This is a genomic window from Bacteroidetes Order II. bacterium, from assembly GCA_016788705.1.
Taxonomy (GTDB): Bacteria; Bacteroidota; Rhodothermia; order Rhodothermales; family UBA2364; genus UBA2364.
This window is the reverse complement of sequence record JAEUSQ010000027.1, coordinates 100,328-120,065: the sequence shown is the minus strand read 5'-3', so window position 1 is coordinate 120,065 and position 19,738 is coordinate 100,328. Positions and strand designations below refer to the sequence as shown.

At 45.7% G+C, this 19,738-nt stretch carries 9 protein-coding genes; 6 read left to right on the top strand and 3 right to left on the bottom strand.

Annotated features, from left to right (window positions below; all coding sequences use genetic code 11):
- Positions 1-6: 6 nt before the first annotated feature.
- Complete coding sequence (locus JNN12_07385) at positions 7-11,139, bottom strand: hypothetical protein (GenBank protein ID MBL7978148.1); 11,133 nt, start codon at positions 11,137-11,139, stop codon at positions 7-9.
- Between the two features lie 27 nt (positions 11,140-11,166).
- Positions 11,167-12,879, bottom strand: coding sequence for a hypothetical protein (locus JNN12_07380; protein ID MBL7978147.1), 1,713 nt, complete (start codon positions 12,877-12,879; stop codon positions 11,167-11,169).
- A gap of 471 nt (positions 12,880-13,350) precedes the next feature.
- Between JNN12_07380 and JNN12_07375 the strand changes: the two genes are divergently transcribed.
- A complete protein-coding gene (locus tag JNN12_07375) occupies positions 13,351-15,171 on the top strand; it encodes a family 10 glycosylhydrolase (GenBank protein MBL7978146.1) in 1,821 nt (606 codons plus the stop codon).
- A gap of 34 nt (positions 15,172-15,205) precedes the next feature.
- Here JNN12_07375 and JNN12_07370 read toward each other — a convergent pair whose 3' ends face one another.
- On the bottom strand, positions 15,206-16,075 hold the full coding sequence (locus JNN12_07370; protein MBL7978145.1) for a response regulator: 870 nt from the start codon (positions 16,073-16,075) through the stop codon (positions 15,206-15,208).
- A gap of 499 nt (positions 16,076-16,574) precedes the next feature.
- Between JNN12_07370 and JNN12_07365 the strand changes: the two genes are divergently transcribed.
- The 5 genes from JNN12_07365 (at position 16,575) to JNN12_07345 (ending at position 19,514) form a co-directional block, all read left to right on the top strand.
- Complete coding sequence (locus JNN12_07365; GenBank protein MBL7978144.1) at positions 16,575-16,958, top strand: hypothetical protein; 384 nt, start codon at positions 16,575-16,577, stop codon at positions 16,956-16,958.
- A 66-nt stretch (positions 16,959-17,024) separates the two neighbouring features.
- Entirely contained in the window at positions 17,025-17,408 is a 384-nt protein-coding gene (locus JNN12_07360) for a hypothetical protein (protein ID MBL7978143.1), read from the top strand.
- Between the two features lie 90 nt (positions 17,409-17,498).
- On the top strand, positions 17,499-18,053 hold the full coding sequence (locus tag JNN12_07355; protein MBL7978142.1) for a hypothetical protein: 555 nt from the start codon (positions 17,499-17,501) through the stop codon (positions 18,051-18,053).
- A gap of 36 nt (positions 18,054-18,089) precedes the next feature.
- Complete coding sequence (locus tag JNN12_07350; protein ID MBL7978141.1) at positions 18,090-18,656, top strand: hypothetical protein; 567 nt, start codon at positions 18,090-18,092, stop codon at positions 18,654-18,656.
- A gap of 372 nt (positions 18,657-19,028) precedes the next feature.
- The gene (locus JNN12_07345; GenBank protein ID MBL7978140.1) at positions 19,029-19,514 is read left to right on the top strand and encodes a hypothetical protein; all 486 of its coding nucleotides are present in this window, start codon (positions 19,029-19,031) and stop codon (positions 19,512-19,514) included.
- The last annotated feature ends 224 nt before the right edge of the window (positions 19,515-19,738 follow it).

The following is a 19,738-nucleotide window of genomic DNA, read 5'->3' as shown; positions in this document are numbered from 1 at the left end:
TGTGAACTACCATTTGAGGCCGTATTTAATGCTGCCGTTTTCAGTACGGGCATATACTCCAATGCTAAGACTTTTGCATATCTTTTTAATTAAAAGGTTGATGCAGGCGCGTACATAAACATTGGCGGAACCATTCACGTAAAGGGCTTGCCCCTTGGTTTTATTCATCTCGGCGGCTAATGCAAAGCCCATTGACCCTGATATGATAAATAAGTCCACGCCTCCATTAAGAGCATAATAGAACCCACCTGCAAGCGTGTTAATATCTCCCATAAAGTACATGCCTACGCCCCCACTGGCGGAAATTGGCCACACCTTAAAGCTGGCTCCGACGATGCCACCTGCATAAATACCACTCAGCTTTCCTTTGGGGTGGGCGGAGAATTTTTCTGCAATGCTGGAGGCTTGGCTTAAGAGTCCGTCTGCGTTCTCGCCAATGAAGACATAGGCCGATGCGTCAATGAGTTTGGCAAGTTTTACATCCAAGCCGCCCCCAAAGTACCAATATTTTTCGCCTGGGCCGCCCCAAATAACGGCAAAGGATACGCTAGGTTCGCGTTTAAATTCCACCATTTCGCGCAAGGCGGGGTCGCTAAAGCCTGTCATTTTGACGCTTCCTGTAATGCCTACTTCGGTATCAATCACCACCTCTGCTTTTCCGATCTGGGTGGTTTCTTGATAGAGCAAGACTTCGCCTGTGACTTTGATAATGGTGGAGCCGCCACCAAAGGTGACGTTGATGCCGCCTTTAACGGTTAGGTTTCTACCGCCTGAGCTAAAGGCCACATCTGTCATGCCTACATTCCAAGTGCTAAAAGCACGGCTCACCGAGAGGGTTGCCCGTTCAAACGTCCATGCACCAAAGGGGATGGGAGTACCAAATGTACCAGAAAAAGCGAAGTTTTGTTCATCTTTCCACATGAAAGACGCGCCAAAGACAAATTTTTTCATCACACTGGCTTTAAAGCCGCCGCCGACGGTCCCATCTTTTAGGGTAATGCTGATCTCTTCTACATCTACAGGCCCCAAGGTGGCTTTACCTGTAATTTTTTCAACTTGGAAATCCCAATTGTTATTCTTGCGCTCTAAACTAATCGCACCGCCCAAGGTCATGACTGAACCAAAGGAGACGGCTCCATCAAAACCGAGTTTAACGGCTTTGGTAGAGAAGGAATAATTAAACTCCAGCCGCTCCACACTGAGCTTCATCGAATAAACATTGATGGGCTGGGTAAGACCCAAATCCATCGTGATTTTTTGGGTCCGTCCGTCGTAACCTAATTCATTGATGGCTACGGCGTTGTTCACCTTCGGCAAGGTCAGCCCGCCGCCCATTCGGAAATAAAACGCGTTTTCGTATCCAAACCCAATCCGATCCACCGAGAGCGCCATACCAGCAACGGTAAGGGCTTTGTTGTTCGGGATTTCAAGCTCGCCTACACGGAAGGCAAAATCTTTGGTACGTAACATACAGTCGCGGAAGGTAAATTCGTATCCTTCGGTCACGTCCCCCGTTGCGCCTTGTGTGCGGCTATCGGAGGCATTAAAGATAGCCGAACCTTCTTCGAGATAAAAACCGTCGTCGTAGAGCTTAAGGTTGCTGATCATCAGATGGAGGAAGCGCCCGCTCGCTTCATGTTCAATAGAGGCTTCTGCATCGTCAATATTGGGGAACTTCATCGTCCGTTTTTTGGGATTAAAACCCCACTCGGAGAAGAAGGCTTCCATATCTACTTTTACGCCTGTCTCGACCTCTGGTAGTTTAAAACGGCCAGAATAAGAAACGCCGTCTTCGTCAATTCGTGTGCCGATGATGCTAATAGGCGCATCTTGCAAGAAGTGGCTTTTTCCGCCGGGTGCAATTTTTTGGGTGACTTTTTGCCCTGATGCCGATCCAAATTGGAAGTCTTCGCCTTTCTCATATTCCAATGCGCCGCCGAGTAGGTTTTCGCCTGCGGTGATACATAAGGCGGTATCATCACATTTTGAAGGTGCGGGCCATGGCTCATCCGAGACCATAAAGCTAAAGGTATGCCCTTGGAAGGCTTCTTTGACTTGGAATTGGATTTTGCCTTTGATATAACCTTTTTTGGTTTTGGTGTCTTCTTGTACCAATAAAAGCCCTGTGTCGCTGAAGATTTTGGCATTAAACCCAAAAGCTTGGACGGCGACTTCGCTGATGCCTAAAGAAAAGATCGTTGTGGGCCGTTTTTGTGCATTCAGGCTGAGGTTATTAAAAGGCAACTCTAAGTCTTTGTCGAACTTAACCCGTGCATTGGAAGGGATATTGATCAAAGAACCTGCTTTGATCGTCCAGCCGCTGTTTGTTTTGGTGATGTCTTGGGCTTTGTACTTCACACGGAATCCGTAAATTTCCGTAATGTCTGCTTGGGTCAGTTTAAAATCTGCACCCACTTTAGATTGTCCTGCTTGAAACGCGATGGTTTGTTCTTCGAGCCCATAGCCTTCTGCATCGGCTACTAAAATCGGATCTAAACCACCCGCGCCTGTCTTGATACCAACCACACCTGCAAGCAAGTAGGTCCCATCTTCTTTGGAGGTGGTGGAAATATGGGCATTACCTTTTACGTAAATGGTGGCTTTGGCTACGGGTTTATTGCCTTGGTCTAAAATCTGCCCCGAAACCACCATACCTGTTTTGGCTTCTTGGGTGATCTCGAAAAGGGGGTTGCTTCTACTGCTATAAGAAACGCGCACCGAAGTGGGAGGAACCGAATAATTGGCGCCGTCGGGTGCGGTGACGATGAGGTCATAAGAATCTTCACCCACCTTATCGAAGGTTACCTCGCCGTTGCCGTCGGTATCGGCTTCGTTGTCGCCAAACGCGACGGTGGCTCCTGCGACGGCCTGCCCTGATGAACGTACTTTAATTTTTACCTTACCCTCGATTTCTGGCTCTTCTGTACTCCAGACGGTATTGCTTTTGGGGCGCGGTAGCGGGGTTGTCGGGTTTGCGCCGCCCGATACCCATTTGGCATCTATTTTAAAGTCTGGAACATCGGTGATGAAATCAACATCGGGTGAAGTCCATGAATACAGGGCTTTATCAGGTGGGGCAGGGTCTTTGCTGGTGAGCACTTTAGGGGCAATCACCACCTCGACTGTGAATCCGAAATCTCGAATGGCTGCCGAGCAGTCCATTGCCGTCATGCCGCCAAGACAGAAGTTGTATAGGCCATTTTCGTCTGTTTTTGCCGTAAAGACCTTTGGCGGGTTTTGCTTGGTGGTTAGTTTAAGGGGAATTCCTGCCAAGCCAGAAGTTGCGCCTTGTTTTAATACCTTGCCTTTTAGATAAATAGAAGGATAAGCCGTTTGGCGAATGGTAATCACCGAGTCCATTGGGGTTGTTTGTTCGCCGAGCGCATCATTCAGGTCAATGGAGGAAGAAATAAAGACATAGGCATCTTGCGACCGCTCGATGTCCACGTCATTAAAAGTAAAGGCAACGGGTTTATTATTGAGCCGTGCATTTTGTTTTTGCACCACCTTAAGTCCACTGGTTTCAAATCGGCCCAAGGGATTCGTTTCCCGCCACTCTTGATATTGGTTCAGATCGGTTTTTTTGATGGCATAGACAACGGTAGGTTCTTGGGTGACAGGGCCTTTTTTCGGGCGAACGGATACTTGTACGGTGAGCGGCTTAAGCTCCATTTGTACTTCTTTTACGTCTGCTTTTTTGCCTGTTTCCACTTTTATGGAGCCAGTGGCAGGGTGCTTCGCGATGGTTTTATAGCCTGTCTTTTCGATTTTTAAGACATATTCACCTTCCAATAATCCGACGGCTAAGAACTTTCCATCTTCATCGGTCATCACTTTTTTAAGGCGATGTTTGAGGTTTTTGGCTTCATAGACCTCGACCTCGGCCATGCGCACGGGTTTTTTGGCTCCTTTAGAAACGAGTGTACCCGCGATCACAGAGGCATTAAGGGATTTTAGTTTGACCAGTAATTTGTTCTGGTCGCGCCCATCTAAGGCTCCGTTTTCACTACTCGGCTTATAGAGTTGTTTTTGTTCGGATGTTAGAACGGGTAAAATGGTAAAGTTGATTGTATTTTTTGCGGTTGGTATCTTGCCCGTCGGTAGTTTGACCGTGAACTTAAACTTCCCAGCCGCATCGCTTTTGACATTGGCTATGGTTGCGGTTACGCCATCCACCGAGATTTTCAACTCGATGTTCTGAACGGGGTCGCTATCGGAGTCTTTTACAATGCCTGAGACAAAGTACTCGCCTGCCTTTCGTGCCTGCACCACCATCGTTGGTACCTCCACATTTTTCTTATTGAGCATCCCCGTAGCCTCCGCAGAAGTATAGCCTACGTCGCCATCTAAGCTCACCGTAAAAGGCAGCGGAGCCGCCCCTTTATTGGTCGGTTGTACTTCAACTGGGAGCTTGAAGGCAAAGACCAAATTTCCATCTTTAAAAGAAGAGGGCTTAAAGGTTTTGGTTTGCCGCCCAATTTTGATAGTTAGCTCTGGTTTGATTTGATCCCATTCGGGTGCAGCAATGGCTACATTTTGAGGGTCTTTAACCTCGACTTTGGTTTTTACGGTAAAAATGCGGTTGCTGGGGGAGGGTAGGTTATAGTCCAAGAGGATTGGATCGGTATATATTTCCGCTCCGTTGACATTCCCTCTCAGTACAAAGCCCACGATGGTCCGTTCGGTGGTTTGATCGGGGAAGGTCATGGTGCCTGACTTCAGGGCAAGGTTGGGGATGGGCTGTGTCCAAGATTGGAAGCCGTCGGGAGATTCGTCGGCATCTTCTTCCATTTCGTCAAACGCATCTTCCATTTTGCGGAAGGCGGCTAATACGTCGGCATCTGTGGTGTCTTCGGGGGCTAAGTTTTTAAATAAGCCAACCAATGCCACATTTTTCAAAAGCGTCGGCGGGTCTGCATCAAAACTAAAGGCTTGTTCCCGTTGACGGATGGTCATGCGTTTTTTATAGTTCTTCACACTGGCCGAGAAGGTGGCTTTGGTCTTGATTTTGAAGTGAACGGGTTTGGAGAAAGATTCGTTTTTGTTGCCCGTTCCAAACGCATTGGTTCCTTTGAGATAGACCCCTTTAAAGCGAACCACCGCCCAATAATCGCGCCCCATTTCTTGGAACGTATAAGAGGGCACTTCCAATTCGCCATTGATGAGCCAACGCGCATTGATTTCTTCCGTCCGCATTTTGGTCACGGCAGTGCCGCGTATTTCTTTTTCGTTAAAGAGCTTATTGAACTCTTCTTGGGTGGTAACGACATTGGTGGGGAAATCATCCCAAACATAGACCACTTGCATGCTCACCCGATCCCATTTGTCGGTGACCTTTTGGTCGTTGTAAACATCCCAAGGGGTGGTTTTGATGCGGAAGGTTTGTACACTTCCTGCATCTGCCGAGGTGGTTGCGTCTGGTTTGGGTATGGTTTGGGTGACCACATATTTAGGTTCGGGGCGAGGAATCTTTAAATCCAAAAAGATAGGGTTACTCTTAAAAACGTCCCCGTTAAACTTCCCACTCACCCAATAGACCAAAGCGGCACGGAACAAGGTGGTATCCGTAACGGCGAGTTTGTCTTTTCCATTCACCAAATCCGTAAACGGTTGCGTCCATGTTTTGTAGGTAGCAGGGAGGGTTTCGTTGTTATAGATCAGCGCTTCCGTTGCGGATTTTAGCTCTCTCAACGCCGAAGACATTGCCATCTCGGCATTATCGGGCATGATTTGATAGGCAACATGTATTTTGACCTCTTTTAATTGACTAAGGATGGTAGAATTGAGGCTAAAATCTTGGGTCTTTTTATCCAAAACCATGTAGGGACTGTAGTCTTCGACGGCAATGCTGAACGTGGCTTTGGTCTTGACCAAGAACCGCGCATAAGAGGTTGCCATGTTTTGCTCGGTTGTGACCCCGTTTCGCTCCGAAACAAAAGTTCCTGCAAACCGCACCGCAACCCAATAGTCATGCCCCTGTTCCGATAAAAGCTGCGAAAGGTTCAGGTTGCCACTTGCGTCTGGGGTAATGCTCGTTTCGGTGAGGCTTAACCCCGATTTCGGGTCTTTGGCATTATTGACCAGTTTGGTAAATGCGCCTTGATAAAAAGCGGCCTCTTTTTTACGTTGGTCTAATTCACCAAAAAGGGTGTTATAGTCTTTGGTGCTTAAAACTTGTAGCTTTAGGTCTTTCCAAACGCCTTTGCTATTGTCGGTATTGCCGGGCAAATAGGGGCTAATTTGGCCCGTAAAGGACTCGCTTGTACCTGCATCGCGGTCATTTTGTCCACTCCCATGACTGGTAAGCAAAGCCAATGGCTTTAATTTGGCTATAGATTTGGGGACATACACAATGCCAATGTCCGAGCCGCAGGGAATGTCCAAACCACAGTCATCCCTTCTGCCAACGTACTGATAAATAGCGTAGAAGTCGGTGCCAAGGTTGGGGAGTTCTATGTTGCCATGGCTAATATTGCCCTGTGCGTCCATTGAAACCCTTATCTCTGCCGTTTGCTGTGAGTTGGTAAAATAATTGGTAAAATTACCTGCATCAAAGAGGGATGAGGGGCTTACGTTTTTGTCTGTTAAGTAAATAATCCGCAAGACCAATCTTGACCAGCCTCCAGTGGGATAGGCTTGTGCGGCAAAATGATCGCCAATTGGCTCTTCGGAGGCTTTGGTAACTGGAATGCCCGATGGGTTTTTAAGCGTAATCCCATTGCGCCTCGTGGGGGTTTCTGGCTCTTTGATTTCGTAATGCGCTATGTCTGAATACCAGGTTGTGCGTTGGGGCAGTCCATTGATTTGCCGAACAAAAATGCCTTTAAAGCGGAGGGCTACCCAATAATCTTGTCCCAAACGGGCAAACCGATAGGTAGGGAAGGCTAAGGTGGCGGTTTGTTGGAAGTCACTATAGCCACTAGGCTGTTTGGTTTCTTCAAAGCTGGTCACCTTGTGGTCAAACGCCGTCCAGCCCTTCCCTTTTGCCGCGAAAGCCTCAAAGTCAGCGTGCGATTTAAGGGTATTACTGGGGATGGTTGGGTCATAAACCGTGACCGTTTCTAAGGTAATACTTTCCCAGGTTCCTTTTGTGGCCCTTGCCTCCGCTGGAAAAACAGGTTCTGGTTTAGCGGTAAACGATACAAAATCAGGCCCAGCAGTGGCTGTGAAAGGCCCTGCGCCCATCGGCTGTGTGATCGAGAGCCTCGGCTTAAAACCACTTGGCTGGTACTCGAAAATAGCAGGCTGGGTGTAAAAGGTATAGTATCCATTGCTTGCTTTAAGCCTAAATCCTACAATCGAATTGCCCAACCACTCGCTGGGAAGCATCATCTGACCTGATTTTGTGGCGGGATTGCTAAGGGTTTGTTTCCATGTGCTAAACCCTGCTGGCGTGGTGTTTTGTGCCATCGCCGTTGTCAAGGTATTAAATAGTGCGTCTTTGTTGCTGGGGCTTACGTCATCGGATGAAAACAATTCTTTATAAAAACCTTCGAGTTGGAAGGTGTAATTCGCCCCCCAAAGGTCTGCATTGTAATCAAAACGAAAGTCCAACGTATTGACAGCGGTTTGTAAACGGGGCTGATACCCAGATACATTTAAGGAAAAAGACCCTTTTGACTTGACTTGGATTTTGCCGAATGTGGACTCAAGGCTAATATTGTTGCCGTTTTTATCGTAGGTAGCGCCGAATTGATAGAGTACCCAATAATCCTGTCCTATATCTGGGAAACTTTCGCCTAAAACTTGGACTTCTCCCGTAGCATTGGGGGAAAGGCTAATGTATTTACTTCCTGGTCGCTGAGGAAAGGACAAACTGCCCTCATTTACTAAATTACGAACACGGTCAAGTTCTTGTTTTGTATTGACATCCGTTGGTTTTAGGTTCGGGTCATAGACAAGGTAATAGACCAGATAGGGGTTTTTCCACCTACCACTTCTCGCCGCAGGAACCAACTTTCCTTTAAAATCAACTGTGCTACCGCCATTGATGCTCATGAGCGTTTGTGTTACTGGGGTAAGCACCTCTAATCGTAGCTCTTCTTTTTGGTACACAAGCGAGATGGGATTTGAGTACACCTTCTGCCCTTTGCTGTTTTTGACGCTAATGCGATAGACCAAAACCGCATTTTCATTCAGGATGGCCGCTGGAAATCCAAAAGAACCTTCGTAACTCCCCGCAAAAACAGTATAACTGGGGAGGCTAAAAGGGGTAAATCCAGCAGGCAAGGCAGGGCTGGCAGGCCGGGGGCCTAAGGTTGCACCTAAGGTATTGATGAGCGCCCGCTTTGCCGTAGCTGACGAATCTTGTGGGCTTAGGATTTTATACCATCCTTCAAACTGTGGGTCTGAATAGCTGGATTCTTCATAGGTAAAGGTAAACCGTTGGTAGGTTTCTTGAACCCTTGCGCCTTGCGTATGACCCTCCACTTTTACAACAAGCGGATCTACGGCTTTGACCTCATACCAACCCAAAGGCGAAAAGGCCGTTTGGTCTTGCGATTCATCTTCTATTTCAGCCGAAAGTACACCTTTCACCCGAAATACCACCCGATAATCAACCCCGATATTGGCGGTTAGATTGCTTGCAACCGCGCTAAAAGAACCATCGGCTTGAAGGGTGGTGGGGAAGCTAAGGCGGGTAAGTTGGACATTAGAACCAGCTTCTGCTTGGGTAAGTAAGTTGTTAAAACTGGCTTGCGTCGTGATGGTTTGTGGGGTGATGCTTGGGTCCGTAATGCGGATGGCCTCAATGCGTAAATCATTTCCCTGCCAAATGCCTTTTGCGGGATCATTGTTATTGGGGTAGAAAGGCGCGAGCGTACCGCTAAACGTAACCACATTTGAATTCGCCGCCGTTTGGTTGACCTGATTCGTTGAGGGCGAATTGAGGACGATTTCAGGATCAAACTGCGGCAAACTACCATTATAATAAAGGTAAATGGGGGCTGAGTAGAGCTTCTCCCCTGCAAGGTCCCAGACCAAACGATAAACAACTATTGCATTTTTACCTTTAATGGGCAGGCGCATGGTGCCATTTCCTGTGCTGGCATCAATAGGGTGCATCCACTCGGTGTAGTCCGAGGGAATGGACGGATTGGCATTGGGGCGACTGAATAAACGGCTAAGTTCATTAAAAGCCCGTTGCCGTCCCGTCATTGTGCTGTCTGCGCCCGTCACTTCTTTATACCAAATAACGGTACTCACAGAGGACTCTGAAAGCAGATTTGCTGGGCTTGCTTGAACGCTAAAGTCTTGTGAACTGCGGCGAATGGTGGTGCGAGGCGTGAAACCATCAACGGCTAAGCTTAGGGTTCGTGGTATTGACTGGACTTCGATGCGCCCAATGGCAGAGGTGAAGGTCTTGGTATTTGCACCCGAACCGAGTTCGCCAACCAAACGATAGGCGAGCCAGTAGTTTTTTCCTAATTCTGGAAATGGTGGACTGGTGTAGCGTAATTCGCCCGTTTCTTCTAAGGTAAGCACTGTTTCGCTTAACGAGAAGTCACCCTCGTTTTTGGCTTTGGTCACCAAAGCATCAAAGCTGTCCTGGGTGATCATATTGGCCGTTGGCGCTCCCGTTACCGAAAGTAAGATGACTTGCACCTTTACATTACGCCAGCCACCCTCCGGCGTGCCTGTTTGGGTTGGCGTGAATTTCGCTTCTATGGTTAATGTTTCCTTAGCTTGGAGCGGTGTTACGCTGTCTATTGAAGGGCGCAGTATTTCAATTTTTTGCTCAAGCGGGTTGGGTGAAGCACCAGGTAAATAGGCGACGCCCACTTCTGATTTTAATACAGGATACAGGACATCCGGAATGTCGGAAGTATGGAGGGCATTTTTTCCGGTATAACGAAAAACGGCATACGAAGGAACCCCAATGGGGCGTAGGTTTAAACCGGTTACTTTAAGGGCGCCACTACCATCATATGAAACAGGTCCTTCCAAAACTTCAATGCGTTTGGGGCTTGTAGGGGTTGGGCCGTCTTGGTCGCCTGCAAGCCAATACGATTCGAACGTGCTTGCATTACGAAGCGTTTGTATGTCTATACTGGGGTCTGTGATGCGAATGATTTCTAAGTTTAGATCTGACCAAGAAGCAATTGGACTAACCTTTGCCAAAAAGTTTGAGTTTAAAGGTGCACCCGCCACTTGGTTAAAGGCCGTGGGAAGAGGGGTCACCAATTGAATGCTGGCTTTGGTTTTTGGTGGGTCTGGGATGGTGACTGGTACAGAGACCCCGTCTTCCGGTGTTTTAAAAGTAAAAACTTCACTTTGATAGGTCGAAGAAAGGGGTTCTTCAGTACTGTCCAAAGATTCTACCTGCCAAGCATATGTCCGATTGGGTAATAATTCGGGTAGGGAGAGGTCGTATCGGTGTTGGGTAATATTTGTGGTTATGGCCTCGTAATAAATCCGATTGGTTTTCATGGCTTGGACCGCCGATTGTCCATTCAATACTTCCACAATCCGCAACCGATAAAGCACCACCGGAATTGGATAGGATGTGGAGACGGGCGTCCAACGAAAATCTGGAGTGGTGCGAGCGAGTAACGTCCGCCCATCCGCCGGAAAGAGCAGGGTAGGGGCCGAGGGGGTACTGACCGTGTAAATTCGTCCGTCATAAGCCAGTGGTGCGCCGCCTGCTTCAGTAACCCATACATATACGGCATGGGTGCCTTCCATAATTTGTCCAGCATTAAGTTTGGATTCCAATTCAGGGGCGTATGAACTGCTAAATTTGTATTCGGCCCAAAAGGCTTCAAAGGTTTTGCTATAAGTTAATGGTCCTGTCAGGGTGACAGGGTCGCTACTGGCGATAGCGATTAAGCGGTTGACCGAGCTACCCGCAAGTCCTTGTATGGTGGAAAGGATGGAACTTAGGCCAGGCGTGGTGCCGTTTACTGGGGTGAGCTTGTTATAACTCGTGTACACCGCGAGGTGGAATTGTACCGTTGCTGGCGAAGCAGCGCCATGTACCAAGTTCACCCGTGCAGTTTGGCGGTATCCATCCAGAATATCTCGTGTCAGATTTGGCGGAGATACATAAGGGATTCCGGTGATGTTTAGGGACCATTGTGCCGAGGCAGATACAGTGGTCAAGAGCCAAAAAATGACCAGTAAAGGTATTTTACGCATATTTGAAGAGCGGTTAAGTCTTAATCTTTAAAACGTGCGGGTATAGGCGGCATTGCTCCGAATTTCCCGAACGGGAGTCGTAAGCGAGGAAAGTTGTACCCTTGTACCTGTAAAGCCAAATTGGAAAGCATCTTTAGGGGTCAGGTTCCACGTAGAGTTGAGTCTTCCTGCAAAACGAAGGGTCTCTGTGGCGCTCTCGACCCCGGTCATTTGGAAATTGCTGCGGTCGATACTCCCCAATAGACTGATACGTAATTTCTTGTTTAACAAGGGTTTAACCAAGCCAGCATTGATGCCTTGCGTCGTTCCATTGGAAAAGGCAGACGAATCCTTCATGTAGGTTCCGGATGCCAGCAAAGACAAGCCCTTTCCAATCATACTGTTTAAGGAAGCCATCCCACCAATATTGCGGAAATTGGCCGCACCTTGTTGAGGTAGTGCCGGGGCGCCAAATTCATTCAGGGTGAAATTTAGAGATACATTATGGAAGCGGCCATTGGGTCGGGTGATGGTTAGTGTTGGGCTAAGGTTCCAACTGGTAAACATTTGTTCGTATGCGGCCTGAATCTCTCCTTCGGTTTTACTTTCCATACGCTGAAATCCACCAACCAATGTTATCGAAGAGATTGGTTGAAGTTGGAGATTGGCCGAATACACGTGCCGCTGGGTGGTGCTGAGCAAAAGCCCGGATAGGTTGTTCTGGTTTCGGCTGTATTGACCACTGGCAATGATTTTACCTTTCGCCAACCCAATATTGGCTCCAGCACTCCAGTCGAAAACATCGCTTACCAACCCCGGTGCACCCAGCGCACTAAATCCGGGGGCGATATATCGCCCTGAACCATTAAGCCCACCAAAAGGCAACCGAATGCGGGTATCGCCTTTTAGGGCATAACTGAGTGCGGTACCTGAGGTTGGGGAAAAAAACTTACTGAGGAAATTGGTGGCCGATTCTGGAATACCTTGTTCTTTAGAAAAGGTGGTGATATCAACTTTGGAACCAAATTGATTTGGGTTAAAGGCAGAGCCTGTAGCCTCGCCATTTAATTGAAAAGCGCCTTTAAATAATTTGATGGAAGTGGAGGTGGACAAACTAAGGTTCTGTTGAGGTTTTATGGTTTGTAACCTGCCATTGACGGATGTGCTGTCATCGTTTGCCGAGAAAACCACCACGTGCAAATGGGTTCCATCAGGCTTGCCAAGGCCAATTCTCAAAGCACGGACATCTTGGGTGTAGGCTTCATATTTCCCGCCATTTTCCAAATCTTTCTGTTTACCAACGCCGTTCGTCCCCCAGCTACCGGAGATAAATAGACCACCAAGATCCATTTGTGCAGAAGCCCCTTTTACTTTTGTACCGTTTAGGCTAAATGTAGAAAGGGTGGGGTAATGGTCACCCACCGAAAAGGATAAACCACGCCAGCGTCCCCGCAATCCTAATTGGTTTAGGGATTCCTGGAACCGGTTTTGTTCGCTGGAATAAAGGATATTGGACTGGAGTTGTACTTTGCCCAAATGCAGGGTAAAGTCCGAATAAACACGCCCCAGTAAATCTGGAGCCGTTTGGCGGGCGCGGCTGGTTCGGAAAAAGTCTCCGTTCAGCCCCAGTGAGCCAGACATACGTACCAAGGCGGGTCGTTTGTCCCCACTTTGAGAGGTTGGGGGTGTGGTTTGCGCGTGCAAAACCACCATACTCCCTAGCGCCCACACATATAGGACGACTAAGAGGTTGCTTTTCATAACAATCTAATATATATATCAAAGGGCAAGGCATGGGAACCATTGTATGATTCTTTTGCCTTATAGAATTTTTCGAGAAAGATGTCTGACGTGGTATGTTTTTGTGGCCAAACATTCAAAAAAAGAAGATTGTAGGGACTTGAATACTTGGGCCGATAAGGAAAGGTATCGAAATTTTTCAATGATGTCAAAACATTTGGGACGAATATCCCATTTGGAGGGACGAATGATCCCCGTGTTTTTTATGGTGCCGAAGCCACTTAATACCTTATCTTGTATAAAGTTATGAAGGGATACAGAATAATAGAAACAATTGATTACGCGAAAAGCAAATCAGATACCGTTACGCTCAACATGCTAAATGGCTTTATCTGTCGAAAATGGATACGATGCGCTATTGGAAGGGTATTCTCTATGGTGGTGCTTTGCAATATGGCAAATGGTTCGTTGAAGGCCCAACCCATTAGCGAGTTGCGTGCAGTCAAAATTACCAATGTGGACAGCCAGGTCATGTTCGAGGATGCGCGGATTGCGGAAGCGATGGATTTTTTGGCCTCGGTTGGGATTAATACTGTCGTGCCCGTTGTCTGGAACTCAAATGGTGCCAACGGGGACTTTCCGCTGTACCCAAGTGCCGTCTTTGAGCGATATTTTGGCACCGCTATCCATCCTCGCTTTGCCGGACGAGATGCCTTAGAACGGATTGTAATCGAGGCACACCGGAATGGAATGGAGGTTCTGCCTTGGTTCGAAATGGGCTTTTCTACGTCATATTCGCAGAATGGCGGTCATATCCTTCAGAAATATCCGGATTGGGCACTTCGCGATAAAACTGGAAAATTGGTTGTAAAAAATGGCTTCGACTGGATGAGTAATATCCATCCGGGGCCGCAAGCCTTGATCCGAGAAATGACCGAAGAGGTGGTGGTGAATTATGACGTGGACGGTATCGAATACTCCGACCGAATTCCGGCTATGCCCTATGAAGGTGGTTACGAGCCTTATACTGTAGCGCTTTATCAAAAAGAACACGGTGGCGCAAATCCCCCCGATGACCCCAAAGACCCCGCATGGGTGCGGTGGCGTGCAGACAAGTTAAACGAGTGGTTCAGGAGCGTCCGAGAGGTCGTAAAAAAACACGGAACCCACCTTACCGTAGCAGCAAGCCCTAGTTTGTATCCGTGGGCATATGCCGAGTACTTACAAGATTCCCCAACTTGGATGAAGGATGGTCTTGCCGACGAGGTGATTCCCCAACTTTATCGCTACAATTTCAATGATTATACAAAAGAATTGAATCTGTCTTTATCTTATAATACCACATCTTCTTCTGGATATTATGCAGGAGTTTTGATGAAAGTGGGGTCATATCTTATTTCGGCAGACTATCTTTCTAAGCTCATCGAAACCAACCGGGCAAAAGGAGTTCTGGGCGAGGTCTATTTCTTTTATGAAGGATTCCGCGCCCAGAACAATGCGCTCGGCAATCTGTTGAAAGAGACCGCCTATGCCAAGCCAGCATTTGTTCCGGGGCGAAAAGGAGGCGCATTTCGTCCGCCTGCTACTTTTAGTGCCTTCAAAACGCCAATAAGCGGCACATGGAGTGCTTTGCCCAAAACAGGTTTCAAAAACACAACCCTTTGGGGAAGTGAGGAAGTAAACGCACAGATGGCCTATTCCTTTCTCGTTCCATTCTCTGCATGGTTCGATGTGTATGCCCATCAATCTGCCGATGTCACGCAAACCACCCACGCACGGTATCAAGTGTTTGGAAAAACGGGTGAGACGGGTGCCTTAGTCAACCAAACCGATGCCCAAAAGAATGGTTGGCAAAAAATTGGGTCTGTTTACTTGGAAAAAGGAATGCAACAAGTTGTTCGATTGGAACACGGCGGAACTACGCAAGGAATATTGTCTGCGGGAGAAGTGATGCTCATGATAAATCGAAAAAAATCTCCAGATGTTGTGGTCAATAACTTGGCTGATCAGCCTACTCCTACTAAGAAATCTACGCTTCTTTATGTTTTTCCCAATCCTTCTTCAAGGATAAAAACAATCCAAGTCAATCTTGAAAATGCATCTCCAGTTCTTTTGGAGGTTTATGACCTGAATGGTTCTAAAGTAGCAAAAATAACCGAAGAAATTTGCCCAGAAGGACTTCATGAGTGGCAATGGATCCCCGCTGACTCCTTACCAGCTGCCGTTTATCTTTTACGACTAACGCTGGATAATCTGGTCTTAAATCGTCGCATAATTCACTTAAAAGGCAATGGAATAGATGTTGTAAAATAATTTATTAACTTCATAATAGAATAGATGAACATAACTATTCAAAGAATTTAAAATGATCTATAAAGCGATCTCTAAAACTTTTACTTAGGGGAATTAAGTGATCTTTGATAGTAATTATATTTGGATTTATTTCTTCAACAAAACGTATATTTACAATAAAAGAACGATGAACCTGAATGAAAAATTCTGTTGGAAGCATATCCATCATCTTTTGTAAGGTGGTTCTGGCCATTATTTGTCTATTTAGGGTATAAATTTCTAGATAATTCTTGTAAGATTGTATATAAAGAATGTCAGATATTTTAACTCTTTTATAAGAAAAATTATCTTTAATGAAAATATGTTGGCTAATTAATAGAGAGCCGTGAACTGTTTTGTCGTAAGTTGTGATCTCTAATGGACTTATTTCCTTTTGATAGTTCTTTAGTGCCACTTCTAAAGCAGAAAATACATCTGCCTTTGTAAAGGGTTTTACCAAATAACCGTAGGGATTGGTGTTGGATGCTCGGTCCACTGTGATATGGTCGCTGTATGCCGTTAAAAAGATAAATGGAATGTGGTAATGTTTACGAATTTGCTCCGCCAGCCAAATGCCATCTTTATCCCCTTTTAGGTTAATATCCAACACCACAATATCGGTTTCGAATCGTTCCAGTACATCAATTGCTTCCGATGCACGCATGGCATCCCCAGAGATTTCATATCCAGCGGATTCAAGAATATCTCTAAGCATATCCATGGTAATGAATTCATCTTCAACGATAAGTATTCGTTTTTTTTCTATCATATTTGACAAAACCTCAAAATTTAACTTCAGGAGATAGATTGGATACGGCAAACCATGGGGGCTTTCATCATCTGTTTGCCAATGCATAATGATACAGAAATGTGTCAAAGCAAGCAAGTGGGTTGGGACGAAACCACCTTTTCGTGGGACGAATTTGTACAAGTCTCTGCCGTTGAATGGGTCTAAGATAGGTAGAATGCTTGATTTTAAGTGATTTAGATGCCGTAATTAATGTTGTGTTCGGTCTTTGGCAGTCTGAGATGACTAGAAAGATGTGTGATAAGTGTGTGTATGCCTGTTCGTCCCACCAAACTAAGGTTTCGTCCCTGTTTTTTGCATTTAGATTTTAAACGGGCTATTTTCTAAAAGCTTTAGATGTGGTGTTTTAGTGAAATACCACATAATAAAAGGTAATACTATTCCATAAATTAGGCAACTTATCATCCAAAGTGGGTTCATTAAACATGGATCAATCTTGGCAGCAAGTAAAGCCTTTACTCACTTCCACAGTGGGTACTTGGCAAGAAGGCTAAACCGACCAATATGGTGATACAGATCATTAATGTTTTTACGGACCTTAAACAGAAAATCATCTTTCACAATTAATATAGTCGTTATGAAAAAGTTATTCATCGTTTTGTTTTTTTTAGGATTCACTGTATCCTTTTCCCATGTGTACGCCCAAGAAGTGGTGAAATTTGGTAAAGGAAAAAGTGAAAAAACCATTGCAGTAACTTTGTCTAAAAATGCTTCTAAAACCTACTCGATTGAGGTGCGAGGTGGGCAAGCGATCATTGTTTCTGCACTTGGCAGTCAATCCGAAAATATCGCCATTACGTTACAAAATCCCAGCATGGCCTCTGACCATGAAACAGAACCCGGTGGCTTACGGGTTTTAGCCAATGACTCTGGAAAATACCTGATTAGAGTCTCAAATACTGGAAATAGTAAAAAAACCTTTAATATTAGATTTTTTGCAGGGAATGGTAAACATTATTAACCATAAGCCCTTCCAAAAATAAAGCAACCACGTTTAAATTAACCAAACCATTAAAAGGCTAAGACAATGAAAAAAGTCAATTCAATTCTGGCGGTATTATTCCTCTTTGCTGGATTTGCATTTGCACAAACCAACAAAACTGAAACGGTCAAATTTGCAAGGGGTGCTTCGGACGCAATGTTAACACGTACCATTCCAGCCAACGGTTCTATTACCTTTGTAATCAATGCAAGAAAAGGTCAAACGATGGGCTTTACCGTTGGCTACGACTTTAAGGATAGCGATATTGTGGCCTCGCTGGTTCCTCCCGGTACCACCAATGTTACTTGGAGCGGCGGTCCGAAAGAGCCTAACGAATACGAAATTCAGGACACCGGAAACCACAAGCTGAAGGTGAAGAACACCACCCGGAAGCCCATCACAATGACGCTTTATTTAGACATCATGTAAACCATCCGGCTTTATTCTGCGGCAGGCTTGTGTTGAGACCATCATGGGCCTGCCGTCTTTTTGAGTATTAACCCCAAACCTACATTCTTTATGCAATCCATGTTTACGGCTTTACGCCTCAATACCGTGCTTGTTTTACTGGGTACGCTCCTGTTTTCCGCGTGTGGCGGTGGTGAAAAACCAGCCCCGGCGCCACCCGATGCCGAAACGTCCAAACCAGCTCCGGAAACCACCCCCCCGCCTTTTAATAGTCCGCAAATCAACTTCGAGCATTTTGGGAACTTCGATCTGGCGACGTGGAAAAGCACACCCGCGAAAATAAACGACTCGGAAGGTGATACCGTGATGGAAACCGTTACCTACGCCAAAGACGATGCCACCATGACGGTAGAAACCGCCCAAAGCGAGTACCACCACGAGGTAACCTATACCTTGAAAGACGGCAAGGGGAACGTGCAAAAAACACATACCCTTTCGTTTCCCAATGACACAAAAGAACTGACCGAAACCGTAAATGACTATACCGTAAAACCGGCGAAGAAATTTACCCGCACACAAATCATGACGCAATCCTGGCAACAGATGACGCCCATCCCGACGGCCGCGACAGGCGCATGGAAAGAATCGGCCGCAGATCAATTGTAAATAGTAAATAATTTAGTTATTAAAATTCCTCGTTCAATGAAAATAATAAAGCTAACAATAACCTACCTCGCTTTGGGTGCTTTTTTCGCTTGTAAAGAAGCGCCCAAGGATACTATGCCGACTGATAAACGGGTTGATATAGGTGAAAATAAGGTTGACCCAAATACTGACTTAGCGGCGATCACCGATGCGGTACATAATTTTTACAAATGGTATGCGTCGGGTATTGATCCCATTGAATATGTTGACTCAAAAGGCAAGTTTTCAAAATTGGACATGCCAAAAGTGGCTGCCTATCACGCTCAAATGATGAAAAGCGGTTTTCTCGGCCAAGCCTATATTGACAATGACATGGCGTATCTGAAAAAATACGAAGCGATTTGGGCAAAAGATAGCGAAAATGGTAATGTAGCCCCTTTATCGGGTGAAGATTACGACAGGGTATTCTGCGGACAAGATTGGGATCCAAAAGAATATACAACGGGTACACTTAAGGTAGCTGGGCTTGGCACAAGTCAAGTAAAGACTACTGTAGGAGCCAGCAAATTGGAGATGATGAAAGAAGATGGGAAATGGCTTATTTCTAAAATTAGTTGCGAATAAAAAATAAGGTGTGCCAAGATTCTAAGTTTTAGTGTACCTTACTTCTTTAAACATAGCGATATTCTTGCTTCCTTGATTCCTCGATAACAACACGTGTCACTTGGAATGGTGGTTTCAAACAGCCAAATGAATATGAAATCCAAGGCTCTGAAAATCATTAACTAAGCGTAAAAACATCACAAAAATATATTATGATGACTCTGTAGTCTTGTACTTAGGTATTTAGAAAGTGATGTAATATCGTTATTTTAATCAATCTTGGCGATCCTTCATCTGTAAATATTTATAAGATGACAGATTGTCAAATTCTTTTTGTGAATGTTTACATTGTGTAAACCGGTTATTTATATAATCAAAAAAATACAAAAACGGATGAAAAAAAATATTTATTTCTTGCTTTTGGTTTTTGTACTTCCCGGCTGTGGCAATAATGCCTCTGCGCCTGAAGCCAAACCAGAAAGTGCTCCCACTACGTCTTCCGTACCCAAGGAAGAGACACCTGTGCCGGATGAAACTTCGGACGAAATTGAGTCGGCAGAAACCACGGGCAGTCAGTCTGAGCGTATAAAATTGGCAAAAGGTGCCTCTGATACCGATCTGAAAATCACTTTGGACGCAGGTGAAACCAAGGCGTATGTGGCTTTTGTACAAAAAGGGTTCATGACATGTATTATGCCCGATACAGACCTGGGTACAAAAGTAACCGTGACCGTAAATGGAAAAGTACGCGATCTTGCAGAAGATGGCCCTTGTTCGGATCATGCTACTAAATCAGGAGACCAAACGATTGCGTTTACCAACAACGGTAACAAAGAAATTCCGTTTATGGCGAATCTCAGTTTTAACGAACACATGTAAATTGGGCTGGTATGTTTGCAGGTTTATAAAGGAAGATAGGTCCGTAAAAGTTGTATGATCAGTATAAAAATGCTAACTTTAAATCATGCCAGTTATTATATTTGCGCTCACATCACCGGATAATTTATTCGGAGGGAATGATGATAAACTGACATGCTCGTTTTTTGAAATTTTCCCCATATTTTGATGACATTTTCTACATTATACCGAACCTCATGTTTATT

Bases quoted from the DNA above. Each gene is read 5' to 3' on its own strand.
- JNN12_07380 (MBL7978147.1), bottom strand. From the start codon at position 12,879: ATGAAAAGCAACCTCTTAGTCGTCCTATATGTGTGGGCGCTAGGGAGT.
- JNN12_07385 (MBL7978148.1), bottom strand. From the start codon at position 11,139: ATGCGTAAAATACCTTTACTGGTCATTTTTTGGCTCTTGACCACTGTA.
- JNN12_07360 (MBL7978143.1), top strand. From the start codon at position 17,025: ATGAAAAAAGTCAATTCAATTCTGGCGGTATTATTCCTCTTTGCTGGA.
- JNN12_07345 (MBL7978140.1), top strand. From the start codon at position 19,029: ATGAAAAAAAATATTTATTTCTTGCTTTTGGTTTTTGTACTTCCCGGC.
- JNN12_07365 (MBL7978144.1), top strand. From the start codon at position 16,575: ATGAAAAAGTTATTCATCGTTTTGTTTTTTTTAGGATTCACTGTATCC.
- JNN12_07355 (MBL7978142.1), top strand. From the start codon at position 17,499: ATGCAATCCATGTTTACGGCTTTACGCCTCAATACCGTGCTTGTTTTA.
- JNN12_07350 (MBL7978141.1), top strand. From the start codon at position 18,090: ATGAAAATAATAAAGCTAACAATAACCTACCTCGCTTTGGGTGCTTTT.